Below are 22,259 nucleotides of genomic sequence, written 5' to 3' on the forward strand. Positions count from 1 at the left end.
CGCTCAGCCCTGCGCCATCACGCCGCCGTCGATCTGCAGGTTCGTCCCGGTGACCCAGCTCGACTCGTCCGATGCCAGGTACACCGCGCCCCACGCGACGTCGTCGGGTTCTCCCAGGCGCCCCATCAGGGTGCGCGCGACGATCTCGTCGGCCTTCGGGCCGCTCACGGCCTCCGCCTCGGCCGTCATCGCCGAGATGACCAGGCCGGGTCCGACCGTGTTCGCCCGGATGCCGAGCGGCCCGCCCTCGACCGCCAGCTGGCGCGTGAACGAGAGCACGGCGCCCTTGCCGGCGGTGTGCGCGAGCATCGGCAGCTGACGGCTGCCGCGGTACGCGCTGACCGAGGCGAAGTTGATGATCGACGCCTTGCCGGAGGCCTTCAGAAGCGGCCAGGCCTCATTGCACGCCAGGAACACCAGGTCGAGCTCACCCACGATGGTCGGGCGCCACTGCGTGTCGTAGTCCATCTCTCCGGCGGGGGCCATCTTCGGGGGGATCGCGGCCGCGTTCACCAGGACATCGATGCGTCCCCATCTCTCGGCGGCGGCCCCGATCCACGTCTTCACGTCGGCCGGGTCGGTGAGATCGATCGGGTGCAGCGAGTCGATGGGGGACCCGGCCTCAGCGGCCTGGGCGATCGTCGCGTCGGCGGCCTTCGCGTCGATGTCGCAGCCCAGCACCGTGGCGCCCTCGGCGGCGAAGCGCAGCGCGATCGCCTGCCCCATTCCCGAGCCGATTCCGGTGACGAGCGCGATCTTGTCTCTGAGGCGTTCTGGCATGCTTGCTCCTTTGCAGCGTTTCGTGGGGTCGAAGAGCCCGGCGTCCCGTTCTTCGTGGGCCGCCGGGCTCCCGTCGAGCGGTCGGCGAGCCCTCAGTCCAGGGCGATGTCGAGGATGATGGATCGCTCCACCAGCTGGCTCGAGAGCGCCGCCGTCTCCTTGTGGATCGGGTGCGCGATGAAGTCCCGCAGGGTGTCGGGGCTCTCGAGGTCGATCAGGGTGACGTTGTCGAACCCGTCGGAACGCGGAACGAGGCCGAGGTTCGGTCCCGTGATCACGTTCAGGATGCCGGGGATCTCGGCGAGGCCCCGCGTGCGGGACTCGAGTTCGCTGATCTGCTGGGGGGTGACCCCGTCCTTGTACTGGCGCAGGACCAGGTGTCTGATCGCCATGCGACTCACTCCTTAGTGCTGTCGGTCGTCGGTCGGCCGCGACCGACGAGCTCGGTCACACGCTAGCAAGTCTTCGACGGATCGGGGGCGGTTCTGTCGACAGATTGACCAAACTTCGGCGATCGTGCCCGCGAATGAGGCTTGACATGTCGACAGAAGGTGCGAGACTCTGACGTGTCAAAGTCATATCGAGCCCGACGGAGTGCACAACGATGACAGCCTTTGCAACGCCTGCTCGGCGTTCCAGTCCTGCCCCGGACCACCAGCCGCTGGTGATCGATGATGTCGGCATGACCTACGGTAGCGGCGCATCCGCGCATGAGGTGCTGCGCGGACTGTCCGTCACGGTGCAGCCGGGAGAGTTCGTGTGCATCGTCGGCCCCTCGGGCGCGGGCAAGACGACCCTGCTGCGCTGCCTGTCGGGGCTGCTGCGCCCGACCGCGGGCACGGTCACGATCGGCGACAAGAAGGTCACCGAGCCCGTGGCCGAGATCGCGGTGGTGTTCCAGGACTATCGCGGGTCGCTGATGCCGTGGCTCCGCGTTCTCGACAACGTCGCCTTCCCGCTCGAGGGTATGGGCGTGAAGAGGGCCGAGCGTGTGCAGCGGGCGCAGGAGAGCCTGGAGGCCGTCGGGCTCGGCGACGTCGGTCAGAAGTACCCCTGGCAGCTGTCCGGGGGCATGCAGCAGCGTGTCGCGATCGCCCGGGGCCTCGCCTATCGTGCGCCGATCCTGCTCATGGATGAGCCGTTCGGGTCGGTCGATGCGCAGGCGCGGTTCGAGCTCGAGGATCTCGCGCTCCGGCTGCGGAAGGAACGCGGCATCACCGTCATCGTCGTGACGCACGACATCGACGAGGCCGTCTACCTCTCGGATCGCGTCATCGTCGTGGCGGGCAAGCCGACGCACGTGGTCGACGACGTCACGGTGGACCTCGGCGACGAGCGCGACCAGATCACGACGCGAGCGCTGCCGCGGTTCGCCGAGCTGCGGACCCGCGTGTTCGCGGAGATCAAGCGCGAGCGCGAGCCGGGCGCGGTGGTCCGCTGACCGCGGCCGGAGCGGCTATGACGAGGCCTTGTCCGTCGTCCGCTTCTCCAGCACGCGCAGGATGGCCTCCAGGGCCGAGTTCGTGTTGCGTACGAGGAGGAGAGACGTGAGCTCGCTGTCCTTCTCGCTCATGGCGGCCACGATGGCCTCCTGCGCCTGGAGCGACGCGCGGAGGCGATCATCGTCCTGGAGTGACATGTGGCGGAAGACGAGCATGCGCAGCGACAGAGTGTCGAGCACCATGGCGAGCGTCGCGTTCCCCGCGATCTCGATGAACGTGCGCTGCAGGTCGACGTGAGTCCAGAAGTACGCGTCCGTGTCGTGCGCCGCAACGTGCTCGCGCATGATCGCGAGGAGATCCTGCAGCGCCGATGCCTGCTCGGGCGTGATCCGCTGCGCTGCGAGCTCGCCCACGAGGGCCAGCAGGTGGGCGCGCAGGAAGTAGACCTCGCGCACCTGGTCGGCCGTGAACGACGCCACGCGCGGTCGCTTGCGGGCCTGCACGTCGACGAGCCCCTCCGACTCCAGCAGCATGAGCGCCTCGCGCACCGGAGTGCGGCTGGTGTTGAAGCGTGCCGCGAGGTCCACCGAGTTGAGATCCTGCCCGGGAGCAAGGCGGCTCGACACGATGCCGTCGGCGACCCACACCGCGATCTGGGTCACGGCCGCTTCCCGCCGCTGGTCCAACCGGAGGAGCCGCGTGAACTCGGCGGCCCGCGCTGGCGTGTCGGCTTCTGGTGGCGTCATTGCAGTGATTCCTTCCGGCAGCAGACCCGGCCTGCAGACCCGGCCCTGTCGACAGTGACCCGGCGGGACCGAACCCGTGGCGAGCTGCTCCCGAGAGTAGCACCACAAGTGTCGCCACTCACGACTTGCGTCGCCAGGTGCGAGAGGTCGATGAGAGACGACAGTTGACAAACCGTAAATGAAGGAGAGCACAATGAGCGCACTGAACCCGGAGCTGTCGTTTGACCACGTCGGTCTCAACGTGGACGATCTCGAGAAGGCGACCGAGTGGTACTCGACCACGTTCGGACTCGAGGTCGCCCCGACGGTCACGCTGCCGAGCGGCCTCGTGCGCGTGAGCGTGCTGCGGCATCCCCAGCAGGACTGGCGGGTTGAGCTGCTCTCGCGCGAAGGGGCGCAGCAAGGCATCCAGGCATCGGACCCCGAGGACGCCGTGCGCACGCTCGGCTTCAGTCACTTCGCCCTGCGCGTCGACGACGTGCAGGCGTACTACGACTATCTCCTCACCCGCGGCTGCACCGAGCGCATGAGCCCGCGGACCGTGGCGCGCCCCGGCACTCTCGTGTCGTACGTGGCGGACCCTTGGGGCAACCTCATCGAGGTGCTCAACCGTGTCTGAGGCCATGGTCGCCGAGCAGTCCACGGTAACCGTCGCGACCGACAGCGGCGCTCTTCGGGGCCTGCGCGACGACGCGGGGATCGCGACCTTCCGCGGTGTCCCCTACGCGGCGCCACCGGTCGGCGAGCGGCGCTGGCGGCCATCGACGCCGCCGGCGCCGTGGGAGGGGGTTCGCCCCGCCACGACGGCGGGGCCTGCTCCGCTGCAGCGCCTGCCGCCGCGGACAGCGGTGCTCTACCGCCTGAACTTCGACGACCGGTGCCCGTTGGTCATGAGCGAGGACTGCCTGTTCCTCAACGTCTGGACACCGGACCCGTCGCCTCGTGCGGCGCTTCCGGTGCTGGTGTTCCTCCACGGGGGCGGCTTCCGCTTCGGGCACGGCGGCCTGGAGGTGCACGACGGCGCCGCGCTCGCGCGCCGCGGGGTCGTGGTGGTCACGCTCAACATGCGCCTCGGGGCGCTCGGGTTCCTCGCGCATCCCGGCCTCGCGGCCGAGGACGAGCTCGGCGCCACCGGCAACTACGGTGTGCTCGACGTCGTCACCGCCCTGGAGTGGGTGCAGCGCAACATCGGCGCGTTCGGCGGCGACCCGGGGAGGGTGACGCTGGCCGGCAACTCCGCGGGAGCCGTGATCGTCACGGCGCTCATGGCCTCGCCGGCGGCGCAGGGGCTGTTCCACGCGGCGATCGTGCAGAGCTCGTCGGCCCTGTACCGCGGGCAGGGACCGCTGCCGAGCGCGGAACGCGCCGCGGAGGCGGGCCAGGCCGCGCTCGGTCCGCTGGCGTCCGCGACCGTGTCGCACCTGCGTGATCTGTCGGCGCCCGCTCTCCCGTTCGACGGGCCGTGGGAGCCCGTGGTCGATGGCAGGGTCGTGACGGAGAGCCTCGAGGACGTCTTCGCCGCGGGCCGTCAGCTCGGCGTGCCGCTGCTGGCCGGCACCAATGCCGACGAGGGCACGCCGTATCTCGCTCCGGACGCGCCCGGTCGCGTGCGCGCCGTCGTGGAAGCGGATGCGCCCGACGGCGCGCTGCGGGAGGCGTACCCGACGGGCGACGCGCAGCTCGCGGTCAGCGCGCGGCGCTTCGTCACCGACACGCGGTTCCGCTATCTCGTCTGGCGCACCGCCCGCACGCACGCGATGACGAGCGCGGCGCCGACCTGGCTCTACCTGTTCGATCGCACGCCCCCACTGCCGACCGATGTGGACATCGCCCCGCCGCGCGACGGCGGGGCGGGGTACGGGGCGTTCCACACGGCGGAGCTGCCGTACATGGCCGACAACCTCGGCGTCCGGCGCTGGCCGTGGCAGGACGCGGATCACGAGCTCGCGGCGATCATGGCGGACACGTGGGCGCGCTTCGTCGCCGACCACGATCCGCGCGGGGGCGGTCTGCCGGACTGGCCCGCGCTGGATGGCGCACCCGCGGCGCCGTCGCTCGTCTTCGGCGAGGAGGTGCGCGTGGAGGCCACCCCGCGCTCCGCCGCCCTGTCGGCCCTCGACGGTGTGCCCAGGCCCTTCTGACCCCGCCGCTCCGCCGGGCTGCGCGGCAAGACGGCTCCCACGCGAGAGGGCTGTGTCGAGGTGGGTCTCGACACAGCCCTCTCGCTTGCGCAGCGCGTGGTCTCGGGTCAGATCCCGAAGTCGTAGTCCGGCACGGGGTGCCAGCCGAACTTCCCTGCGGCCTCCTCCCACTGCTCGCGCGAGGGGGCCTGGTAGTCCGATACCGGCGGCGCGACGAAGTCGTTGCTGGGGGTGGCCACGATGTCGAAGAAGTCCTCGAAGCCGCCCGCGACGTTGAGCGCCAGCATCTTGTTGTAGCTGCCCTCGAACTTGAAAGCGTGCGGCACGTTGGCGGGCTGGTAGATCGAGTCGCCCGGGAAGAGCAGACGGTGCTGGTCGCCGACCCACCAGCGCACCTTGCCCTCCAGGATGAAGGTCCACTCGTCCTCTCGTGTGTGGTAGTGCGCGGGGACGGGCTCGGGGCTTGCGGGACCCTGCAGCAGGATGACCGAGAACTTTCCGTCCGTCTCCCGATGGCTGATCATGGTCGTCAGCAGCTGGCTGAGCAGCTGATGCTTCTTGCCGTGCCCCTTGTCCAGGTAGAACGGCTTGCGTTCGCCGGGAAGCGTTTCGGCGGGGCCGGTGTTCTCCTTGGCGACGATGCCGCGGAATGCGTCCTGCTCCGTGGTCTGAATCGAGCTCATATCTCTCCTTTGAGGAAGCGGCAGCGGGAAGGTCTCTTACCGCTCTGCCAAATCTACGTCGAGTGTCGACAGGGTTCAAGCCGAAGGCGCGGAATTCGCCAGAATCTCCCACGGTTTCCCCGGATCTGTCGACAGATCGGCGAGCGCGCTCCGGACGTCGACGTCGTGGACGGGCGCTCAGACCCGCTTTTCGCCGGCCATGGTGTAGTTGAGCACACTCCGACCGCCGTCGACCAGGATCGTCTGCCCGGTGATGTACGTCGCGTCGGGGCCGGCCAGGAATGACGTGACTCCCGCGATCTCCTCGGGCTCCGCAGCTCTACCGAGGGGGGTCCGGGCAGCGATCATCGTGCCGAACTCCTCGTCCTCGATGGCGTCCTTCATCATCGGCGTGGAGACTGTCCCCGGCGCCACGGCGTTGACGCGGATGCCGGAGGGTGCCAACGCCGTCGACATCACCCGAGTGAGCGATACGACGCCCCCCTTGGCTGCGGAGTAGGAGGCCGACGTGCCGGCCGCCATGAAGGCGCCGATGGAGGCGATATTGATGATCGAGCCGCTCGTGCCGGTGTCACGCATCAGGCACCCGGCAGCCCGTCCGCACCAGAAGACCGAGCTCAGGTTTACCTCGAGACCGCGCTCCCAGTCCTCGTCCGTCATCTCGAGGAACGGCGCCAGGATCAACAGACCCGCCGCTGACACCGCCGCGTCGAGCCGCTGGTGTCGGTCCGCGATGCCGGTGAAGATCTCGTCGACTTCCGGCCGTGACGAGACGTTGCACGCCAAGCTGATGACCGAGGATCCCGGGACGTCAGGGAAGTCTGGGGCCTTGAGGTCTGCCGCGTACACGACGAAACCGTCGGCAGCAAGTCGCCTCGTGATCGCACGGCCGATGCCTCCTCCGGCACCAGACACGAATGCGATGCGGATTTCATCCTTAGTCATCTTGTCTGCTTCCTCAGTCGAGGGCGGTTCGATCTACCCCAGTGCGCGTCCCCCGGGCTGCGGCGTGGCCGCGATGTGCGCGAGCACGGCGCGGTCGAAGGCCTCCGGGTTCTCCCACGACGCCGAGTGCCCCGCTTCCGGGATGACCTCGAACCGGGAAGCCACCCGCACCTCGGACAGCGCCCGCATCCGAGGCGGAGGCATGTACGGATCCTCCGACCCGGTCAGGAACAGCGTCGGCGCGGCGATCCCGGCGATGGCGGCGCGCGTGATCCGCGACAGCGCCGGCTGCTCGACGCGCTGCGTGAGCGCGCGCGCCGTGAGGCGACGCCATTGCTCGGTCCCGGCGGGATCCGTGAACCGATACGAGGCCGACAGCTCGCGGAGTTCGATCGGGAGCTGGTGCCACGCGTCGTTGACGAGCCGCGCGGTCTCGGCGACGAAATCGGGATCGGCGATTCCGCACAGGCTGCAGGCGAGGGTCAGGCTGAGCAGCCGCTCGCCGCGCGCGATGGCGTAGTCGGTGGCTTCGAACGCACCGTACGCGGTACCGACCAGGTGAAACCGCTCGAGACCGAGGGTGTCGGCGAGGGCGTCCAGATCGTCGGCCGTGGGCGGCGGCTGCGCCGGCCCGACATCCGACCCGTAATGGCCGCGCCGCGACCAGGCGATGGGGCGCAGCCCGGCCCGGCGGAAGCTCGTCAGCTGGGGTGCCCAGTGCTCGCCGCTTCCCCATGCCGCGTGCAGGAATACGACGGGGTCGCCCTCGCCTCCCGCGTCCCAGCAGGCCACAGTCGCTCCCGGCAGCGCGATCCGTCGCGGAGGCGGGAGCTCGGCCTCGGCACGATCTGCGTGCCCGGCGGAGCGGTGAGCGGTCATGCTGCCTCCTGCGAGGTTCTGGGATCGTCCTGCTGGCGTTCTCAGCGGCGTGTTCCGGACAGGGGCACAAAGCCTCCGACGCGTCGGTAGACGAGGCGCCAATGCGTGGTCCGTCGCTGCCAGACCTCGGGTCCCGGCTCCGTGAACGCGGAGAGCCGGTCCGGATGCTCGGCGGCGCGGATCGTGTCCTCGTCGCCGTCGTACGCGGCAAGGTAGGCGGGCGGCGCGTCGCCGGAACGGACTCGGCCCCAGGCGTTCGCATACCGGATCCCGCGCTGGTAGCCCAGGACCGAGACCACCTCCGGCACGTGCGGGTCGTCGTAGAAGGCGTTGAACGCGTCGATCTCCGCCTCGTCGGCATCGGCCGGCGCGTCCATGCCGACGAGGAAGACGTACGGCGCGGCCGCGTCCGTCGGCGTGCCGCGCCAGCCCGGACGGCGCTCCCACCCGAGGAACCAGCGGTCGCCGCTCGTCGCGAGGCCCTCCGTCCTCGTGTCGCGAAGCGAGGTGAACGTCGACGCATCGGCGACGTCGAGGACGACGAGCGCGTGGGGTCCCCGATCGCCGCGCGCGTCCGGCACGACCAGGCGGAGGTAGCTCGCCCGCGTCACGCCCGTCCACCGCCCGACGAGGTCCGGCAGCAGCTCCTGCACGATGCGTGCGTCTCGCAGCGCCGCATCGCTCGGCGAGCCGACGGACGGCGGATCGGACCCGAGCAGCACGAGGAAGGGGCTGTCGCTCACCGCAGCACCCCGCCGACGTCTTCGGGATCGACGCGCGTCCACGACCAGCGCGCGTCGCCGGGCGCACCGGTGGGATCCACGTCCCGGCTGATGCGGCCGAGCGTCAGCACCGGCATATGGGGCGCGGTCACGACGGCCCCGAGCGACGCGGCCAGCGAGCACAGCGTCTCGCGCGCAGTCGTGTGGGCGTCGGCGTCCACGTCGAGGTCGTGGTGCCAGTCGTGGTGACGGAAGTGCACCGGGTGATGCGCCAGATCGCCGACCAGGAGGCAGCTCCGGTCGCCGTCGGCAACGAGCGCCACTGTGTGACCAGGCGTGTGGCCTGCCAGCGGCAGCGCCGTGACGCCGGGCGCGATCGCGGTCGCCTCCGCGAACGTGCGCAGCAGTCCGGCTGCCGCGATCGGCTCGATCCTCGAGCGCACGTAGGGCGCCATGAAGTTCTCGGCCGTGTCCGGACCCGTCCAGTGCGCGACCTCGGCCGCGTGCACGTGCACGCGCGCCCGAGGGAACGTCGGCACGGCGCCGTGCGGTGCGTCCTGGACGAGGCCGCCGCAGTGATCGGGATGGAGGTGGGTCTGCAGCACGTGGTCGACGTCCTCGGGTGCGATGCCGATCTCGGCGAGCCTCGCGAGCAGCTCGTTGCCCCCGCGGATCCCCTCGAAACGCTCCGCTTCCGGGCCGAAGCCGGAGTCGACCAGCGTGACGGAGCCACCGCCCACCACCACGAACAGCCCGAAGTTGAGCGGAAACGGCGCGCTCGGATCGCTGATGCCGAGCACCGGCATCCACACGTCGTCGTCGATGCCGTGGAACCAGCTCTGCCGCGGGCCGAAGGCGAGACCGTCGCTCAGGTGGTGGACGGTGAACGCGCCCACCCGGAACGAGCCGCTGAGGGCATACGCGTCGAGCGAGGTCGGCAGGGTCGCCGGGGTGGGGAAGTCGTTGGGGCGGTTCACGCTGGGCCTTCGCGGAAGAGCGCGCGCCACACGACGGGCATCAGCTCCCAGGAGACGGGTCCCGGCGTGTAGGAGACCCCGGACGTCGCGCGCTGGCGCCGGGCCAGATAGTGATCCGCCGCGCTCTCGTCCTCGAGCTCGTAGACCGTGAGCCACGTGGGCGACCCGTCCTGGAGACCGGGAATGAGCTCCCAGCGCTTCCCCGAGAGGAAGCCCGCGTTGGCGGCGACGACCTCGGGGATGTGCACGTGGTCGTAGTAGTCGGCGAACGCCGTGACCATCTCGGGGCTCACCGAGGCGTCGGGCGTGATGCCGACCACGTAACGGGCCCGGGTCACGGGGCGCCGCCATGCGCCGTCGGCGCGCCCGGCAGGTCGCTGAACGCCGCACCGGGCTCCGGCTGTAGCCGCACGGCGTTCGAGACCACCGAGACCGTCCAGTACCGGCCGACGAGCGACAGGAGGTCGACGATCTCGGCGGGGGAGAAGTGCGCGCTCAGCGCCTCCCAGGTCGACCCGGTGACCGTGTGGAGCGCATGCAGCTCGTCGGTCGCGCGGATCGCGGCCGCCTCCGCCGGCGACCAGCCCGTGCCGACGTCCTCCTGGAAGAGCGCGGCGATCTCACTCTCGCTCAGCCCCTGCGTTAAAGCGAACTCCACGTGCTGCATCACCTCGTACGGAGCGGAGCACCGCCAGCCGATGCGCAGCGTGGCGACCTCGCGCACCCGGGGCGTCAGCGGCGAGTCGAAGCGCAGATATCGCTGCAGCGGCTGCTGGGCGAGCATCAGCCGCGGGCTGTGCGCCCACATTCGCGTGACGTTGAGCCGCACGGCCGACTCCGCCACCGGCTCGGCGCCGAGCTCGCGCAGCAGTCGCCCGTACTCCTCGACGCTCAGCGGTGGGAGGCGCGCGTCCTCGGACGTCGCCGCGTCGGTCACGGCTTCCTGCCCCGGACCGTGCGGATCGCGAGCGTGTAGCTCGACGCCTTGGCCTCGACGCGCTCCCGCGGGGCGCGCTGGCGGTACCAACCGAGCGCATAGTGCTCGACCAGCATGAGCAGCAGCGTCATCGCGTAGCCGATCAGGCCGACCAGGAGCGTGCCTGCCCACGTCTGCGCGATGAGGAACGAGTTGCCGGCGCGCAGGACGAAGTTGCCCAGGCCCTGCGGCGACCCGTAGATCTCGCCGACGATCATGAGCAGCAGCGCGATCGCGAGGGCGATCCGGATGCCGGCGAAGATCTGCGGCAGCGCACCGGGGATGAGCACCTTCCACAGGCGCAGCCAGGCGGGGATGCGGTAGGCGCGCACGGACTCGCGGACGGAAGGGGCGATCCCGTGTACGCCCGCGATCGTGTTCCACAGGATCGGCCACAGGCCGCCGAGCGCGATGATCGCGACCTTCGGCTCCGAGCCGATGCCGAACGTCAGGATGAAGATCGGGACGAGTGCGACCTTCGGCATGGCGCGCATGAAGTCGAGGAACGGCTGGCTCGCCACGCGCAGCGACTCGCGTTCTCCGATCAGCACGCCGAGCCCCACGCCGGCCACGATGGCTATCGCGAGGCCGATCGCCACGCTCGTCATGCTGAAGGCGACGTCCGCGAGCAGGCCTCCGGTCGCGAACGCGTCCACGAGGGCTTTCAGCACCTCGGTGAACGGTGGGAAGTAGAAAGAGGTGCTCCCGGCCGTACCGACGAAGATGGCGACCACGATGACCACCGGCAGCCACAGCTGCAGGGCCCAGGAGCGCAGGGATGCGAGATTCATGTCAGGTCCTCACTCGTCCAGGTTCGACGGAGGGCGCCACGCGAGCAGCTTCGACTCCGCGAAGATCGACAGTCTGTTGATGCAGTACCCGATGGTCGCGGCGGTCAGGATGTAGACCCAGGCCCGGGAGGCGTTGGCGTCGATCTGGCTGCTCGCGATCTCGTGGCCGATGCCGGGCACCGGGGTCAGTACCTCGATGCCGACCGCGACGAGCACGGCGAGGGTCGTCGCGAGCCGCAGGCCGGTCATGATCGACGGCATCGCCGCCGGCAGCGAGACCTTGGCGAATCGGAGCAGACGGGGGATCCGGTAGCTCCGGACCGTTTCGTTGACCGCTTCGCTCACGCTCTGCGCGCCGTACTGCGCCTGGATGATGATCGGGAAAACGCAGGCGATGAAGACCACGAGCGCCTTCATCGACAGCGTGGCCCCGAGGATCAGCAGGAGCACCGGCAGGATCGTCACGACGGGAAACGAGCGCCCGATCTCGATGACGATCCGGGTGGACTTCTCGACTACCGCGTACATTCCGATGATCAGCCCCAGCGGGATGCCGATCAGCAGCGCGATCCCCAACCCGATCGCCGCCGACCGGAAGGTCTCGAGGATCGCGACCCAGTAGGCGGGCGTCTGCACCGCTTCGACGAACGACGCCGCGACCGCCCACGGACCGGGCAGTGCCTGGGCACTGATGACGTCGAGCAGCCGGAGGCCGCCCCAGATCAGCAGCACGGCCAGAAGGAACAGGAGCTGTTGACCCCAGCCGGGCAGCTTCCGCTTCTCTCGGTCCGGGCGCGGCCTGCTGGCAGCGCGCCGCTCTTCGCCGGCGGTCCGTGGGCGCTCGAGTAGCGACACGAGGACTCCTTACTTGGTCAGCGCGGGGTTGCGTGGTCAGCGTGCTCTACTTGGTGAGCGCCGTGTCGGCGATGGCCGCGGCGACATCCACCTCGGCGGTGTACACGCCGTATTCATACATGAGGTCCGCCGCCTTCTGGGTGCCCTCCACGTCGATGACTGCATTCCACGGCGGGATGTCGCGCGTCGCGATCGTCTCGGCATCGAGTTGCGTGTATCTGGCATCGACGTCGCGCGTGAGCTGGTCGTTCTCGTTCGCCAGCGCGGCCGCCTCATCGATCGCCTGTACGAAGCGCGCCAGCACGTCCGCGTTCTGGGCGAGCCATGCCTCGCTCGCGATCACCATCGCGGTGGGCAGACCGTCGAAGTCGTTGGTGCCGTTGTGAAGTGCCGTGAAGCCGGCGTTCAGGGCGGCCATGTAGTACGCCTGGAAGACGACGATGGCGTCGCACTGACCGCTCTCCGCCGACTCCTGCAGTGCGGCGGTCGGCAGAGCGATGAGGTTGACCTTGGTGTGGTCTCCGCCGTCCGCGTGCACCGCGTAGCGCGCATTGAGCTCCATCCAGCCGCCCAGCGCCGGAAGGCAGACGTTCTTCCCCTCGAGGTCTGCGCCGGTCTCGACCGGGCTGCCCGGCGGGAGCAGCACGCCGTCGGTGACGGGCTGGCTCGAGTCCGCCGCGGAGAACTGCGACGCGACCTTGATCGGGATGCCCTGAGCGATCGAGTGCAGGATGTTGGACGGGTCGCCCATCGCCATGTCGGCCTGGCCGTTGAGCACCATGGGGATGTGTTGCGAGGTGTCGGTCGAACCGGGGGTGATCGTGACGTCGAGGCAGTGCTCGTCGAAGAAGCCCTGCTCTTCGGCGATGTAGAGGATCTCGAACGCTGCCCCGGTCGAACGGACGAAGTTCACCGGGTCGGGCGTCTCGCAGGTCCCCGGGGCCGCGACGGGGTCGCCCCCGGGGGGCGGATCATCTCCGGCGGGACTGCTGCATGCCGACAGCGTGAGTGCGGCGATTGCGAGCCAGGTCGCGGCGAGTGCGCTCTTCGTGGTGCGAGGAGTCTTGCTGGGAATGTTCACGGTGTCCTCCGGGAGCGGGTGTCAGGCACCTTTGCCTTCCATGCCCGATGTGAGCTGCCTCACATCTCCGTTCACCGTAGTGTCGACAGTAGGTCCTCGTCAACGGGGGCTGGTCATTGATCGGCCCCCGCCCTGGGGCGGACGGCGAACGCCTATCGCGGTCGATCGGATCCGTCGCCGCCGCCTCCAGGGCGGGGGGCTGTCACTTGGTCAGGGCACCGTCCGCGACGGCTGCGGCGACATCGACGGGTGCCGAGAAGATGCCGTACTCGTACATGAGATCCACGGCTTCCTGCGTCGCGGCGATGTCGAGCTCCACCTGGAACTTGGGGATGAAGCGGGTGGCCACCACCTCGGGGTCGAGCTGGGTGTGCTCGGCGTCGACGTCCCGCACCAGCTGCACATCGGCGTTGGCGAGCTCCGAGGCCTCGGCCAGCGCCTGCACGAAGCGCGCCAGGACGTCTGCGTTCTCGGCGGCCCAGGCCGTGCTGACCGCCGCCGCCATGGTGGGCAGGCCGGGGAAGTCGTTGGTGCCGTTGTGCAACCGGGTGAAGCCCGCCTCCAGGGCGGTGGCGTAATGGATGGACGCGGGCACGATCGCATCGCACGCACCGGTTTCCGCGGATTCCTGGAGCGTGGCGCCCGGCAGCGCGACGAGGTCCACCTTCGTGTGATCTCCGCCGTCGACGTCCACGGCCCAGCGTGCCAGCATCTCCGTCCATCCTCCGAGGCCCGGGACGCAGACGTTCCTGCCCTCGAGGTCCGCGCCGGTCTCGACCGGGCTGCCCGGGGGGAGCAGCACCCCGTCCGCCACCTCCTGGCTGGCGTCGCCCGCGGCGTGCTGCACCGCAACCTTGATCGGCAGTCCCTGCGCGATCGCGCCGAGGATCTTTGCCGGGTCGGAGTACGCGACGTCGGCCTCGCCGTTGAGCACCATGGGGATGTTCTGGGCGGTGTCGGTCGCCCCGAGGTTGATGGTCACGTCCAGGCAGTGCTTCTCGAAGATGCCCGCGTCATCGGCGATGTAGAGGATCTCGAACGCGGTGGAGAGCGTGCGCACGACGGTGAGCTCGTCTGGCGTGTCGCAGTCCTCGGGTGCGGGTGCGGCGTCTGTCTGGCGGTCGGCCGCGGACGCGTCGTCCGGGCTGGTGGGGCCGTCGCCGCACGCGGACAGCGTGAGTGCGGCGATCGCGAGCCCGGCGACCGCGCCGAGGCTCCTCGTCGTACGGCTGGTGATCATGGTTTCCCTCTCTGCCAGGGGCGCCAGACACCTTTGCCTTGGTCGCCCGGGTGTGAGCTGCGTTGCTCCGGGCGTCAAGCTAATGTCGACAGAAGGGGGCGGTCACGGGTCCAGGCCGTTGATCGAACCGGGGATTTTCGACGGGGGAGAGCCGTGCGTGCCCGCGTCAGTGGAAGGTCCATCCGCCGTCGACGAGGAGCACCTGTCCCGTGATGAAGTCGGCGCCGGGTCCGGCGAGGAACAACACCGCGGACGAGATGTCATCGGGGGTCCCCGAGCGTTTGATCGCCTGATCGCGTACCGCGACCTCCGTCATCGCGTCGACGCGCTCGGACTGCACGCGCCCGCGCATGGCGTCGTGCGGCGTGAATCCGGGCGCGACCGCGTTCACGGCGATGCCTCGCTCGCCCAGGTCGCGCGCGAGGGCCCGGGTCAGGCCGATGACGCCCGTCTTCGCGGCGACATAGGAGACCGGGACGTCGAAGCTGTGGCGGAAGGTGGTGCTCGAGCTCGTGAGGATCAGGCGGCCGCCCGGCGCGAGGTGCGGCGCGGCGGCGAGGCAGACCCCGTAGGTCGCGACCAGGTTGAGTTCGACTACCGCTCGGAAGATCGCGACCGGATCTGTCTCGCCTCCCGTGTACCCCACGGCGCCGCCGGCGTTGTTGACGACGACGTCGAGGCGACCCTCGGTGGCGACGATGCCCTCGATGTGGGAGCGGACGGCGTCGGTGTCGCGGATGTCCAGAGCGGCAGCGCGCACGTTCGCGATGTCGACCGTGGCGGCCGCGACCTCGGCCTCGTGCAGGTCGGTGGCGACGACGGTGGCGCCCGCCTCGCTCATGCGCCGGACATGGTTCAGGCCGAGGCCGCGCGCGGCGCCGGTCACGAGAACGACCCGGCCCGACAGATCTCCGATTGTGTGGTGCGTCATGGTCGCAACCTAGCAGCATGTGTCGACGGATTCCGCGGTTTCGGGGTAGCTTTCGCCCGGAAATAGGGTTAGTGTCGACACTAGGAGGTAGCAATGGAGCTGAGCCAGCTCATCGAGGACCTGCGTGAGCGCCCCTCGGTGCAGATCGAAGACAACGGAGATGTGGTGCTGAAGGGGTCGCGCTGCGGCGGGTGCGACGCCCTCGCGTTCCCCTACCGGGACGCATGCCACAAGTGCGGCGAGCGCACGCCGGAGGACACGGCGCTCGGTGGTGCGGGGGAGCTGTACTCGTGGACGCGCGTGCATGTGTCCTCGACGCTTCCCACGCCGTATGCCCTCGGGTACGTCGATCTCGCGGGCCCTGGCACGGGGGTGCGCGTATTCACTCAGCTCGTCCCTGCCACGGGCGACTGGCAGGTGGGCCAGAAGGTGAAGGCCGTCATCGCCGACGATGTGGCCGGGGGATGGGCGTTCGCCCAGGACACCGGGGAACAGGAGCACGCATGACCGAGACACTCAGCCCGCAGCTGCAGGCGCCCGTCTACATCGTGGGTGCCGCCATGATCCCCATGGGCAAGCACAAGACCTCCAGCTACGCGGGCCTCGGGATCGGTCCCGTGCTCGACGCGCTGAAGGGCGCCGGAGTGCGGCGCGAGGAGGTGCAGGCCGCCTTCGTGGCCTCCACCTATGGCGGCATGCTGACGGGGCAGCGCATCCTCAAGGAGGTGGGGATCGGTGGCATCCCGGTCTCCAACATCGACAACGCGTGCTCGGGCGGCGCGACGGCCGTGCACCAAGCCGCGCGGGCCGTGGCCTCGGGGGAGTACGACATCGTCCTGGCCGTCGGCGTCGAGAAGCTCAGCCAGTTCGGCGGCGGCACGCTGCCCCTGGTGGAGGAGGACCCCGAGGTGCGTCAGGGCATGGTGATGCCCGCGCTCTATGCCATGCGCGCCCAGCGCTATCTGCACGAGCGCGGAGGCGACGGCACCACCGACCTGGCGACCGTGAGCGTCAAGGCGCGCCGCCACGGCGCGCTCAACCCGTTCGCGCAGTTCCGCACGGAGGTGACCGTCGAGGAGGTCCTCGACGCACGCCCGGTCGCGGACCCGCTCACCCTGTTCATGTGCTGCCCGACGGGCGACGGCGCCGCCGCGGTCGTCGTGGTGTCGGAGCGCGTGCGCAAGCGCCTGGCCGCGCCGGCGATCGAGATCGTGGCGTCCGTGCTCCACTCGGGCGAGCTGGAGCTTGGGGCGCGCGACATGCTCCACCCCGAGATCACGTTCTCGTCGGCGCGGGACGCCTACGAGCAGGCCGGCCTCGGGCCGGACGACATCGACGCCGTCGAGCTGCACGATTCGTTCAGCATCGCGGAGCTGGTCTACTACGAGGCCCTGCAGCTGTGCGCGGTCGGCGATGCGGGCAAGCTGCTGCACTCCGGCGAGACGACCTTCGGCGGGAGCACCGTCGTCAATCCGAGTGGGGGCCTGCTCGCGAAGGGCCACCCGGTCGGCGCGAGCGGCACCGCCCAAGTGGTGGAGATGTACTGGCAGCTCACCGGCCAGGCCGGGGACCGGCAGGTGGAGGGGGCGCGCACGGCGCTCACGCACGTGACCGGCGGCGGCATCGCGGGCCTCGACCACGGAGCCTGCACGATCCACATCTTCCAGACGACCTGAGACGAGGCCGACGTGACATTCTCCTCATCGGACGCGCCTGCCGCGGGTCCGCTCGCCGGGGTGCGGGTGCTGGACTTTACGACCTTCCTCTCGGGTCCGTTCGCGACGCAGATCCTCGCAGACCTCGGGGCGGAGGTGATCAAGCTCGAGGCGCCGGAGGGCGACTCGAGCCGCACCATCCCGCCCTATTTCGTCGGAGACGACAGTGCCTACTACCTCTCGCACAACCGGACGAAGCGCAGCATCGTGGTCGATCTGAAGCAGGCGGAGGGCGTGCGCGTGGCGCGCGACCTGATCACCACGGCCGATGTCGTGATCGAGAACTTCCGTCCAGGGGTCGCGACCCGGCTCGGCCTCGATCCCGCCGAGCTGCGCGCTGAGCGCCCGGCGCTCATCTGGGTCTCGATTAGCGGCTTCGGCCAGCACGGCCCCTGGAAGGACAGGCCCGCGTACGACATGGTCGTGCAAGCGCTCTCGGGGGTCATGAGCCTCACGGGGGTGCCCGGCGGTGATGCCATGCGGCTCGGCATCCCGGCCGGCGACCTCGTGGCGGGGATGTACGGCGTCGTGGCCGCCCTCGCCGCGCTCGTCGAGCGGGCGCGCGCCGGTCACGGGCGCTGGGCCGACATCTCGATGCTCGACGGGCAGCTGTCTATGTTGTCGTACCAGGCGGTCTACGCCACGGTCGCCGGGATCACGCCGCGCCCACAGGCGAGCCGCCACGACTCCATCCCGACCTACCGCACGTTCTGGGCGGGCGACGGGCGCGAGCTCGCGGTCACGGCGAACACCCAGCGCATGTGGGCGGGACTGGTCCGCACGCTGGGGCTGCCCGAGCTGGTCGACGACCCGCGGTTCGTCACGGGGGCCGACCGGCTCGCCAACCAGGACGAGCTGTCGCAGCTGCTGGAACAGGCGTTCCTGGCCCGGCCCGCGGCGGAGTGGGTCGACGCTCTCGTCGAGGCGGGTGTGCCCGCGGCGCTGATCAAGACGGTGCCCGAGGCCCTCGACGACGCGCGGGCCGCCGGGCGGGGCATGATCCTGCCCCTGAGCGACGACGCCGGGCATAGCATCGAAACCGTGGGCAGCCCGGTGAAGTGGGTCGGCTCCGGCGCCGGCTCCGGGGCGGCGTGGTATCCGCCGCGGCTCGGCGAGGACACCGGCGCGGTTCTGACGGAGCTCGGCTACTCCACCGACCGCATCGCCCAGCTCGAGCGCGACGGCGTCGTCACGCCCGGCGCCGGGGTGGCCGCGCGATGACTACGGGCACCACGACCACGGCCGACCTCGTTGTCGTCGGTGCGGGCTCGGCGGGCGCGGCGACCGCGATCGCGGCGCGCGACGCGGGCGCGGAGGTGGTCCTTCTCGAGAAGAGCGCGGCCGCGGGCGGTAACAGCCGCTATTCTGCGGGCAACCTCATCGAGTTCACGGGTCCCGGCGGGCTCGACCATCTGCGGGCGCTGTGCTTCGGGCGCACGCCGGACTCCGTGCTGGCCGCGTACCTCGCCGGCCTCGGCGACATCCGCGGCTGGCTGGAGGGGCTCGGCGCCCGCACGATCACGACCGGCCCGACGGACCAGCCGGGACCCCATGCGAACTGCTGGCCGCATCTGCCGGGCGCCGAGGACGTGCAGTACTACGCGATCGAGCCGCCAGGCTCGCAGGTCGAGGAGCTCGGCCTGCAGGGCGCCGGACCCGCGCTGTGGGGGGTGCTGGAGGCTGCGCTCGACGAGCGCGGGGTCGTGCCCCAGCGGGGCGCGCGTGTCGTGTCGCTCCTCCGCGACGGCGCTCGGGTCACCGGGGTGACCTATCGGCGTGAGGGGCGGGAGTATGCGGTCCACGCCCGCGCCGGCGTCGTGTTGGCGACCGGTGGCTTCCAGGGCGATCCTCATCTCTGCGAGACCTACCTGCCGCTCGGAGCGGCAGCGGTGGCGAGCCATCCCGACAGCACCGGGGACGGCATGCTGCTGGCCATGGAGGCGGGCGCGGATCTGTGGCACATGAGCAACGGGTTCGGCTTCTGGTCGCACGTCGAGCCGCAGTTCCGCGCCGCGTTCCCGATCGCCGCTCGGCACCCGGCCCACCTGCTCGTCGACCAGGGTGGATACCGCTTCGCCGCCGAGACCGGCCGGGAGACTCACGATCGCCTGCGCATCTTCGGCGACTTCCGGCCCGACCGGCCGAACGTGCCGGCGCTGCCCGCCTTCCTGATCTTCGACGCGAGGCTCCTGGCGGCCGGACCGCTCTCGCTGCCGTCCACGGCCGGTGCGAGCGGGTACCTGTGGTCGGCCGACAACGCGGCAGAGCTCGCCTCGGGATGGATCACCGCCGCCGAGACGGTCGAGGAGCTGGCCGCCAAGCTCGGCATCCCCGCGGCGCGGCTGGCCGCGACTGTCGCCGAGTACGGCAAGTATGCCGAGGCGGGCCTCGATCCCGACTTCGGCCGGCCGGCGGCGACCATGCGGCCGCTGGGGTACGACGGGCCGTATTATGCGATCAGCGTCGTGCCGGGCGTGCTGACAGCGGCGGGCGGGCCTCGGCGCGATGCCCACGGGCGGACGCTGGACCGCTCGGGCCGGCCGATCCCCGGCCTGTACTCCGTCGGCGACAACGGCTCGATCTGGGGGCACATCATCCAGCACGGGCTCTCCCTCACCGACGGGCTCGTGTTCGGCCGGATCTGCGCCGAGCATGCGCTCGCCGCCTTTCCGCACGCCCCGACCGACATTGAAGCAGTCAGCGACGAAGCAACCCACGACGAAGCAACCCACGACGAAGCAAGGGCGCTCTCATGACCGACACCGAAACCGAACTCACCGACCGCGCGCGGTCCGCCGCCGACTACTTCCGCAAGGAGCGCGGCTTCATCGCCGAGCCCTTCGAGATCATGGCCCGCGCCGATCCCGACTTCCTCGTCTCGTACACCGACTTCTCCATGGCGCCGTGGCGCACCGGCCCGCTGGAGCCGAAGGTCAAGGAGCTCGTGTACGTCGCGATCGATGCCGCTGTGAACCACATGCACGAGGTCGGCACCCTGAACCATGCCCGTTCGGCGCTGGCCCAGGGAGCGACGCGCGAGGAGCTGGTCTCGGTGTTCGAGATCGTCTCGCTGCTCGGCCTGCAGACGCTCGAGCTGGGGGTCACCGCGCTCGAGCGCGCCCTGGGCGAGGAACCGGGCGACGACGACTGGATGGAGAGACTGGCGAGGTTCGACCCGGCCGGCGCGCAGTCCGCGCGGGCGTGGTACGAGTCGGTCGTCGCGAGCAGCCCGCTCGAGCCGAAGATCATCGAGCTCATCGGGGTGGCGGTGAACGCATCCACGTGTCATCTCAACGAGGCTGCGACGGCGCGGCACATCCGGGCGGCGCTCGCCGCGGGTGCTACCCGCGCCGAGATCGCCGAGGTGTTCCAGCTCGTGTCCGTGCTGGGGATCCACTCGGCGACCCTGGCATTCCCGCTGCTCGAAGAGCTGGCGCAGTAGCCGACGGCGAGGAGGAACCCGTGCACGTCGCCGTCCTCGATGACTACGCGCGCGCCGCCGAGCGGCTCGCGGATTGGTCCGCGCTCGGCGCGGACGTCACGTTCCACACCGAGCACATCGCCGACACCGACGCGCTCGTCGCGGCCCTGGCAGGCGTCGACGTCGTCGTCGCCATGCGCGAGCGCACGTCGTTCGACGCCGATCGGTTCGACAGGCTGCCCGCGCTGAAGCTGCTCGTCACGACCGGGATGGCGAACGCCTCGATCGATCTCGAGGCGGCTCGGCGGCACGGGGTGACGGTGTCCGGCACAGGTGGCCCGCAGACTGCCACCTCGGAGCTGACGTGGGCGCTGATCCTCTCGCTCGTGCGTCACGTGCCGGAAGAGGACGCGCGCGTGCGCGCCGGAGGCTGGCAGGAGACGCTCGGCACGGGCCTGGCGGGGCGCACGCTGGGCATCGTGGGGCTCGGTCGGCTCGGCGCGCAGGTCGCGGCCATCGGCCGGGCCTTCGGGATGGACGTGATCGCATGGAGCCGGAACCTCGATCCGCGCGTCGCGGCCGACCGCGGTGCGCGCGCCGTGAGCAAGCAGGAGCTGTTCGCGACCGCGGACGTCGTGAGCGTGCACTACAAGCTGAGCCCCCGTAGCGTCGGGCTCGTCGGCCGGGACGAACTCGCCCGGATGCGGCCAACCGCCTTCCTGGTCAACACGTCGCGTGGTCCGATCGTCGACACGGACGCGCTGCTGGAGACCCTGCACACGGGCCGCATCGCGGGGGCCGGCCTCGACGTCTACGACGTGGAGCCGCTGCCCGCGGGCCACCCGCTGCGGACGGCGCCGCGCACCGTGCTGACGCCGCACCTCGGGTACTCGACCGAGGACACCTACCGGGAGTTCTACGGTCAGGCCGTCGAGGACATCGTGGCCTGGCGCAGGGGCGCACCGGTGAGGCTGCTGACCTGACCTGAGCTGACCGGTGCCGGTCAGGCGGGCGTCGCGCGGGTCGGCTGCGGCGCGAGCACGATGTCGAAGCGCACATCGCTCCAGGTGCCCTCGATCACCCGGCCGTCGGGCGTCGGCGCGGTTCCGTCGTGGCGGATGAAGTCCTTGATCAATGACTCCTTCACGCCGAAGACGCTGTCGGTGGCGAGTCGCTCGTCGCCGCGCACGAAGATGTGCGTGACGAGCGTGCGGTATCCCTCGGCTGCGACCATGAAGTGCAGGTGCGAGGCGCGGTAGGGGGTGCGCCCGACGGTGTCGAGGAGCTTGCCCACCGGGCCGTCGTTGGGGATCGGGTACGGCGTCGGGGTGAGGGCCCAGAACCGGTACTCGCCGTTCTCGTCGCTGAACAGGTGCGCGCGGCCGTAGACCTGACCGTCGCCGTGCTGCACGTCGTACAGCCCCTCATCGTCGGCCTCCCACACCTCGATGCGCGCATGGGGGATCGGGTTGCCCTCGGTGTCGCGCACCGAGCCCTCGACCCAGCACGGCTCGCCGGGAGCGCCGCCGCCGATGTCGCCGCCGAGCTCCACGTGGGGCGCATCGTTCACGAAGAACGGGCCGAACACCGTCGCTTCGGTCGCGTCCTTGTACGCCTCATTGTTGACGGCGATGGTCTGCATCGAGATGCCGAGGACGTCCGAGAGCAGCACGAACTCCTGGCGCCAGTCCGTCGTGATGTGGCCGACATCCGTGAGGAAGCGGATCGCCGCGTTCCACTCCTCCTCCGTGAGGCGCACCTCGCGCACGAAGGCGTGGGCGTGCTTCACGAGCGTCTGGAGGACGTAGCGCAAGCGCGCGTCGGGGGCCTGGTCGAACGAGGCGACCACCCTGTCGACGAGGTCCTGCTCGCGTTCCGCTTGCTCGGCGGAGACGGCGGTATCGGCGGCGACGGCGTTGTCGGTCATGGTGCTT

The 22,259-nt window shown here is 70.3% G+C and carries 25 protein-coding genes; 9 read left to right on the forward strand and 16 right to left on the reverse strand.

What is annotated here, in order from left to right:
* Nucleotides 1-3 precede the first annotated feature (3 nt).
* Nucleotides 4-780 carry an SDR family NAD(P)-dependent oxidoreductase gene (locus IEX37_RS13015; protein ID WP_188756714.1) on the reverse strand — a complete coding sequence of 259 codons (777 nt, stop codon included), beginning with the start codon at nt 778-780 and terminating at the stop codon, nt 4-6.
* 92 nt (nt 781-872) lie between these two features.
* Nucleotides 873-1,172: a Dabb family protein gene (locus tag IEX37_RS13020; protein ID WP_188756715.1), complete on the reverse strand. Its 300-nt coding sequence runs from the start codon at nt 1,170-1,172 to the stop codon at nt 873-875.
* Between the two features lie 290 nt (nt 1,173-1,462).
* Between IEX37_RS13020 and IEX37_RS13025 the strand changes: the two genes are divergently transcribed.
* The gene (locus IEX37_RS13025) at nt 1,463-2,221 is read left to right on the forward strand and encodes an ABC transporter ATP-binding protein (RefSeq protein ID WP_229663261.1); all 759 of its coding nucleotides are present in this window, start codon (nt 1,463-1,465) and stop codon (nt 2,219-2,221) included.
* Between the two features lie 15 nt (nt 2,222-2,236).
* Here the strand turns inward: IEX37_RS13025 and IEX37_RS13030 are convergent, their stop codons facing one another.
* Nucleotides 2,237-2,968 (reverse strand): GntR family transcriptional regulator, encoded by a 732-nt coding sequence (locus IEX37_RS13030; protein WP_188756717.1) that lies wholly within the window; start codon nt 2,966-2,968, stop codon nt 2,237-2,239.
* A 193-nt stretch (nt 2,969-3,161) separates the two neighbouring features.
* Between IEX37_RS13030 and IEX37_RS13035 the strand changes: the two genes are divergently transcribed.
* On the forward strand, nt 3,162-3,587 hold the full coding sequence (locus tag IEX37_RS13035; RefSeq protein ID WP_188756718.1) for a VOC family protein: 426 nt from the start codon (nt 3,162-3,164) through the stop codon (nt 3,585-3,587).
* Entirely contained in the window at nt 3,580-5,109 is a 1,530-nt protein-coding gene (locus IEX37_RS13040) for a carboxylesterase/lipase family protein (protein WP_188756719.1), read from the forward strand. Before IEX37_RS13035 ends, IEX37_RS13040 begins: the two co-directional genes overlap by 8 nt.
* Nucleotides 5,110-5,216: 107 nt before the next feature.
* Here IEX37_RS13040 and IEX37_RS13045 read toward each other — a convergent pair whose 3' ends face one another.
* The 12 genes from IEX37_RS13045 to IEX37_RS13100 all read right to left on the reverse strand — a co-directional run bounded on the left by IEX37_RS13045 (nt 5,217) and on the right by IEX37_RS13100 (nt 15,189).
* Nucleotides 5,217-5,792, reverse strand: coding sequence for a quercetin 2,3-dioxygenase (locus tag IEX37_RS13045; protein WP_188756720.1), 576 nt, complete (start codon nt 5,790-5,792; stop codon nt 5,217-5,219).
* A 177-nt stretch (nt 5,793-5,969) separates the two neighbouring features.
* Entirely contained in the window at nt 5,970-6,737 is a 768-nt protein-coding gene (locus IEX37_RS13050; RefSeq protein WP_188756721.1) for an SDR family NAD(P)-dependent oxidoreductase, read from the reverse strand.
* Nucleotides 6,738-6,770: 33 nt separating this feature from the next.
* On the reverse strand, nt 6,771-7,616 hold the full coding sequence (locus IEX37_RS13055; protein ID WP_188756722.1) for an alpha/beta fold hydrolase: 846 nt from the start codon (nt 7,614-7,616) through the stop codon (nt 6,771-6,773).
* Between the two features lie 41 nt (nt 7,617-7,657).
* The gene (locus tag IEX37_RS13060) at nt 7,658-8,359 is read right to left on the reverse strand and encodes a hypothetical protein (protein ID WP_188756723.1); all 702 of its coding nucleotides are present in this window, start codon (nt 8,357-8,359) and stop codon (nt 7,658-7,660) included.
* Complete coding sequence (locus IEX37_RS13065; protein ID WP_188756724.1) at nt 8,356-9,315, reverse strand: MBL fold metallo-hydrolase; 960 nt, start codon at nt 9,313-9,315, stop codon at nt 8,356-8,358. Before IEX37_RS13065 ends, IEX37_RS13060 begins: the two co-directional genes overlap by 4 nt.
* The gene (locus tag IEX37_RS13070) at nt 9,312-9,653 is read right to left on the reverse strand and encodes a DUF4286 family protein (RefSeq protein WP_188756725.1); all 342 of its coding nucleotides are present in this window, start codon (nt 9,651-9,653) and stop codon (nt 9,312-9,314) included. The genes IEX37_RS13065 and IEX37_RS13070 overlap by 4 nt, the downstream gene beginning before the upstream one ends.
* A complete protein-coding gene (locus tag IEX37_RS13075; protein WP_188756726.1) occupies nt 9,650-10,252 on the reverse strand; it encodes a carboxymuconolactone decarboxylase family protein in 603 nt (200 codons plus the stop codon). Before IEX37_RS13075 ends, IEX37_RS13070 begins: the two co-directional genes overlap by 4 nt.
* On the reverse strand, nt 10,249-11,082 hold the full coding sequence (locus IEX37_RS13080; RefSeq protein WP_188756727.1) for an ABC transporter permease: 834 nt from the start codon (nt 11,080-11,082) through the stop codon (nt 10,249-10,251). The genes IEX37_RS13075 and IEX37_RS13080 overlap by 4 nt, the downstream gene beginning before the upstream one ends.
* A 9-nt stretch (nt 11,083-11,091) precedes the next feature.
* The gene (locus IEX37_RS13085) at nt 11,092-11,937 is read right to left on the reverse strand and encodes an ABC transporter permease (RefSeq protein WP_188756728.1); all 846 of its coding nucleotides are present in this window, start codon (nt 11,935-11,937) and stop codon (nt 11,092-11,094) included.
* Nucleotides 11,938-11,983: 46 nt separating this feature from the next.
* Complete coding sequence (locus tag IEX37_RS13090; RefSeq protein ID WP_188756729.1) at nt 11,984-13,018, reverse strand: ABC transporter substrate-binding protein; 1,035 nt, start codon at nt 13,016-13,018, stop codon at nt 11,984-11,986.
* Between the two features lie 202 nt (nt 13,019-13,220).
* Nucleotides 13,221-14,258 (reverse strand): ABC transporter substrate-binding protein, encoded by a 1,038-nt coding sequence (locus tag IEX37_RS13095; protein ID WP_188756730.1) that lies wholly within the window; start codon nt 14,256-14,258, stop codon nt 13,221-13,223.
* A 166-nt stretch (nt 14,259-14,424) separates the two neighbouring features.
* Entirely contained in the window at nt 14,425-15,189 is a 765-nt protein-coding gene (locus IEX37_RS13100; protein WP_188756731.1) for an SDR family NAD(P)-dependent oxidoreductase, read from the reverse strand.
* A gap of 93 nt (nt 15,190-15,282) precedes the next feature.
* On the opposite strand from IEX37_RS13100, the gene IEX37_RS13105 reads away from it, so the two are divergent.
* From IEX37_RS13105 to IEX37_RS13130, 6 genes are read left to right on the forward strand one after another with little or no spacing between them, the layout of a single operon-like run.
* On the forward strand, nt 15,283-15,696 hold the full coding sequence (locus IEX37_RS13105) for a Zn-ribbon domain-containing OB-fold protein (protein WP_188756732.1): 414 nt from the start codon (nt 15,283-15,285) through the stop codon (nt 15,694-15,696).
* On the forward strand, nt 15,693-16,865 hold the full coding sequence (locus IEX37_RS13110) for a thiolase family protein (RefSeq protein ID WP_188756733.1): 1,173 nt from the start codon (nt 15,693-15,695) through the stop codon (nt 16,863-16,865). Before IEX37_RS13105 ends, IEX37_RS13110 begins: the two co-directional genes overlap by 4 nt.
* Nucleotides 16,866-16,877: 12 nt before the next feature.
* Entirely contained in the window at nt 16,878-18,125 is a 1,248-nt protein-coding gene (locus tag IEX37_RS13115; protein WP_188756734.1) for a CaiB/BaiF CoA transferase family protein, read from the forward strand.
* Nucleotides 18,122-19,660 (forward strand): FAD-dependent oxidoreductase, encoded by a 1,539-nt coding sequence (locus IEX37_RS13120; RefSeq protein WP_188756735.1) that lies wholly within the window; start codon nt 18,122-18,124, stop codon nt 19,658-19,660. Before IEX37_RS13115 ends, IEX37_RS13120 begins: the two co-directional genes overlap by 4 nt.
* A complete protein-coding gene (locus IEX37_RS13125; RefSeq protein WP_188756736.1) occupies nt 19,657-20,346 on the forward strand; it encodes a carboxymuconolactone decarboxylase family protein in 690 nt (229 codons plus the stop codon). The genes IEX37_RS13120 and IEX37_RS13125 overlap by 4 nt, the downstream gene beginning before the upstream one ends.
* Before the next feature lie 20 nt (nt 20,347-20,366).
* Nucleotides 20,367-21,308 carry a D-2-hydroxyacid dehydrogenase family protein gene (locus IEX37_RS13130; RefSeq protein WP_188756737.1) on the forward strand — a complete coding sequence of 314 codons (942 nt, stop codon included), beginning with the start codon at nt 20,367-20,369 and terminating at the stop codon, nt 21,306-21,308.
* A 20-nt stretch (nt 21,309-21,328) separates the two neighbouring features.
* Here IEX37_RS13130 and IEX37_RS13135 read toward each other — a convergent pair whose 3' ends face one another.
* On the reverse strand, nt 21,329-22,252 hold the full coding sequence (locus IEX37_RS13135; RefSeq protein WP_188756738.1) for a hydroxyquinol 1,2-dioxygenase: 924 nt from the start codon (nt 22,250-22,252) through the stop codon (nt 21,329-21,331).
* Between the last annotated feature and the right edge of the window lie 7 nt (nt 22,253-22,259).

It is taken from the genome of Microbacterium album (assembly GCF_014643695.1).
Taxonomy (GTDB): Bacteria; Actinomycetota; Actinomycetes; order Actinomycetales; family Microbacteriaceae; genus Microbacterium; species Microbacterium album.

Excerpts from the sequence above, each read along its gene's own strand:
- IEX37_RS13135 (WP_188756738.1), bottom strand. The coding sequence starts at position 22,252 with ATGACCGACAACGCCGTCGCCGCCGATACCGCCGTCTCCGCCGAGCAA.
- IEX37_RS13030 (WP_188756717.1), bottom strand. The coding sequence starts at position 2,968 with ATGACGCCACCAGAAGCCGACACGCCAGCGCGGGCCGCCGAGTTCACG.
- IEX37_RS13015 (WP_188756714.1), bottom strand. The coding sequence starts at position 780 with ATGCCAGAACGCCTCAGAGACAAGATCGCGCTCGTCACCGGAATCGGC.
- IEX37_RS13035 (WP_188756718.1), top strand. The coding sequence starts at position 3,162 with ATGAGCGCACTGAACCCGGAGCTGTCGTTTGACCACGTCGGTCTCAAC.
- IEX37_RS13050 (WP_188756721.1), bottom strand. The coding sequence starts at position 6,737 with ATGACTAAGGATGAAATCCGCATCGCATTCGTGTCTGGTGCCGGAGGA.
- IEX37_RS13110 (WP_188756733.1), top strand. The coding sequence starts at position 15,693 with ATGACCGAGACACTCAGCCCGCAGCTGCAGGCGCCCGTCTACATCGTG.
- IEX37_RS13045 (WP_188756720.1), bottom strand. The coding sequence starts at position 5,792 with ATGAGCTCGATTCAGACCACGGAGCAGGACGCATTCCGCGGCATCGTC.
- IEX37_RS13025 (WP_229663261.1), top strand. The coding sequence starts at position 1,463 with ATGACCTACGGTAGCGGCGCATCCGCGCATGAGGTGCTGCGCGGACTG.
- IEX37_RS13120 (WP_188756735.1), top strand. The coding sequence starts at position 18,122 with ATGACTACGGGCACCACGACCACGGCCGACCTCGTTGTCGTCGGTGCG.
- IEX37_RS13125 (WP_188756736.1), top strand. The coding sequence starts at position 19,657 with ATGACCGACACCGAAACCGAACTCACCGACCGCGCGCGGTCCGCCGCC.
- IEX37_RS13100 (WP_188756731.1), bottom strand. The coding sequence starts at position 15,189 with ATGACGCACCACACAATCGGAGATCTGTCGGGCCGGGTCGTTCTCGTG.
- IEX37_RS13020 (WP_188756715.1), bottom strand. The coding sequence starts at position 1,172 with ATGGCGATCAGACACCTGGTCCTGCGCCAGTACAAGGACGGGGTCACC.
- IEX37_RS13105 (WP_188756732.1), top strand. The coding sequence starts at position 15,283 with ATGGAGCTGAGCCAGCTCATCGAGGACCTGCGTGAGCGCCCCTCGGTG.
- IEX37_RS13080 (WP_188756727.1), bottom strand. The coding sequence starts at position 11,082 with ATGAATCTCGCATCCCTGCGCTCCTGGGCCCTGCAGCTGTGGCTGCCG.
- IEX37_RS13095 (WP_188756730.1), bottom strand. The coding sequence starts at position 14,258 with ATGATCACCAGCCGTACGACGAGGAGCCTCGGCGCGGTCGCCGGGCTC.
- IEX37_RS13055 (WP_188756722.1), bottom strand. The coding sequence starts at position 7,616 with ATGACCGCTCACCGCTCCGCCGGGCACGCAGATCGTGCCGAGGCCGAG.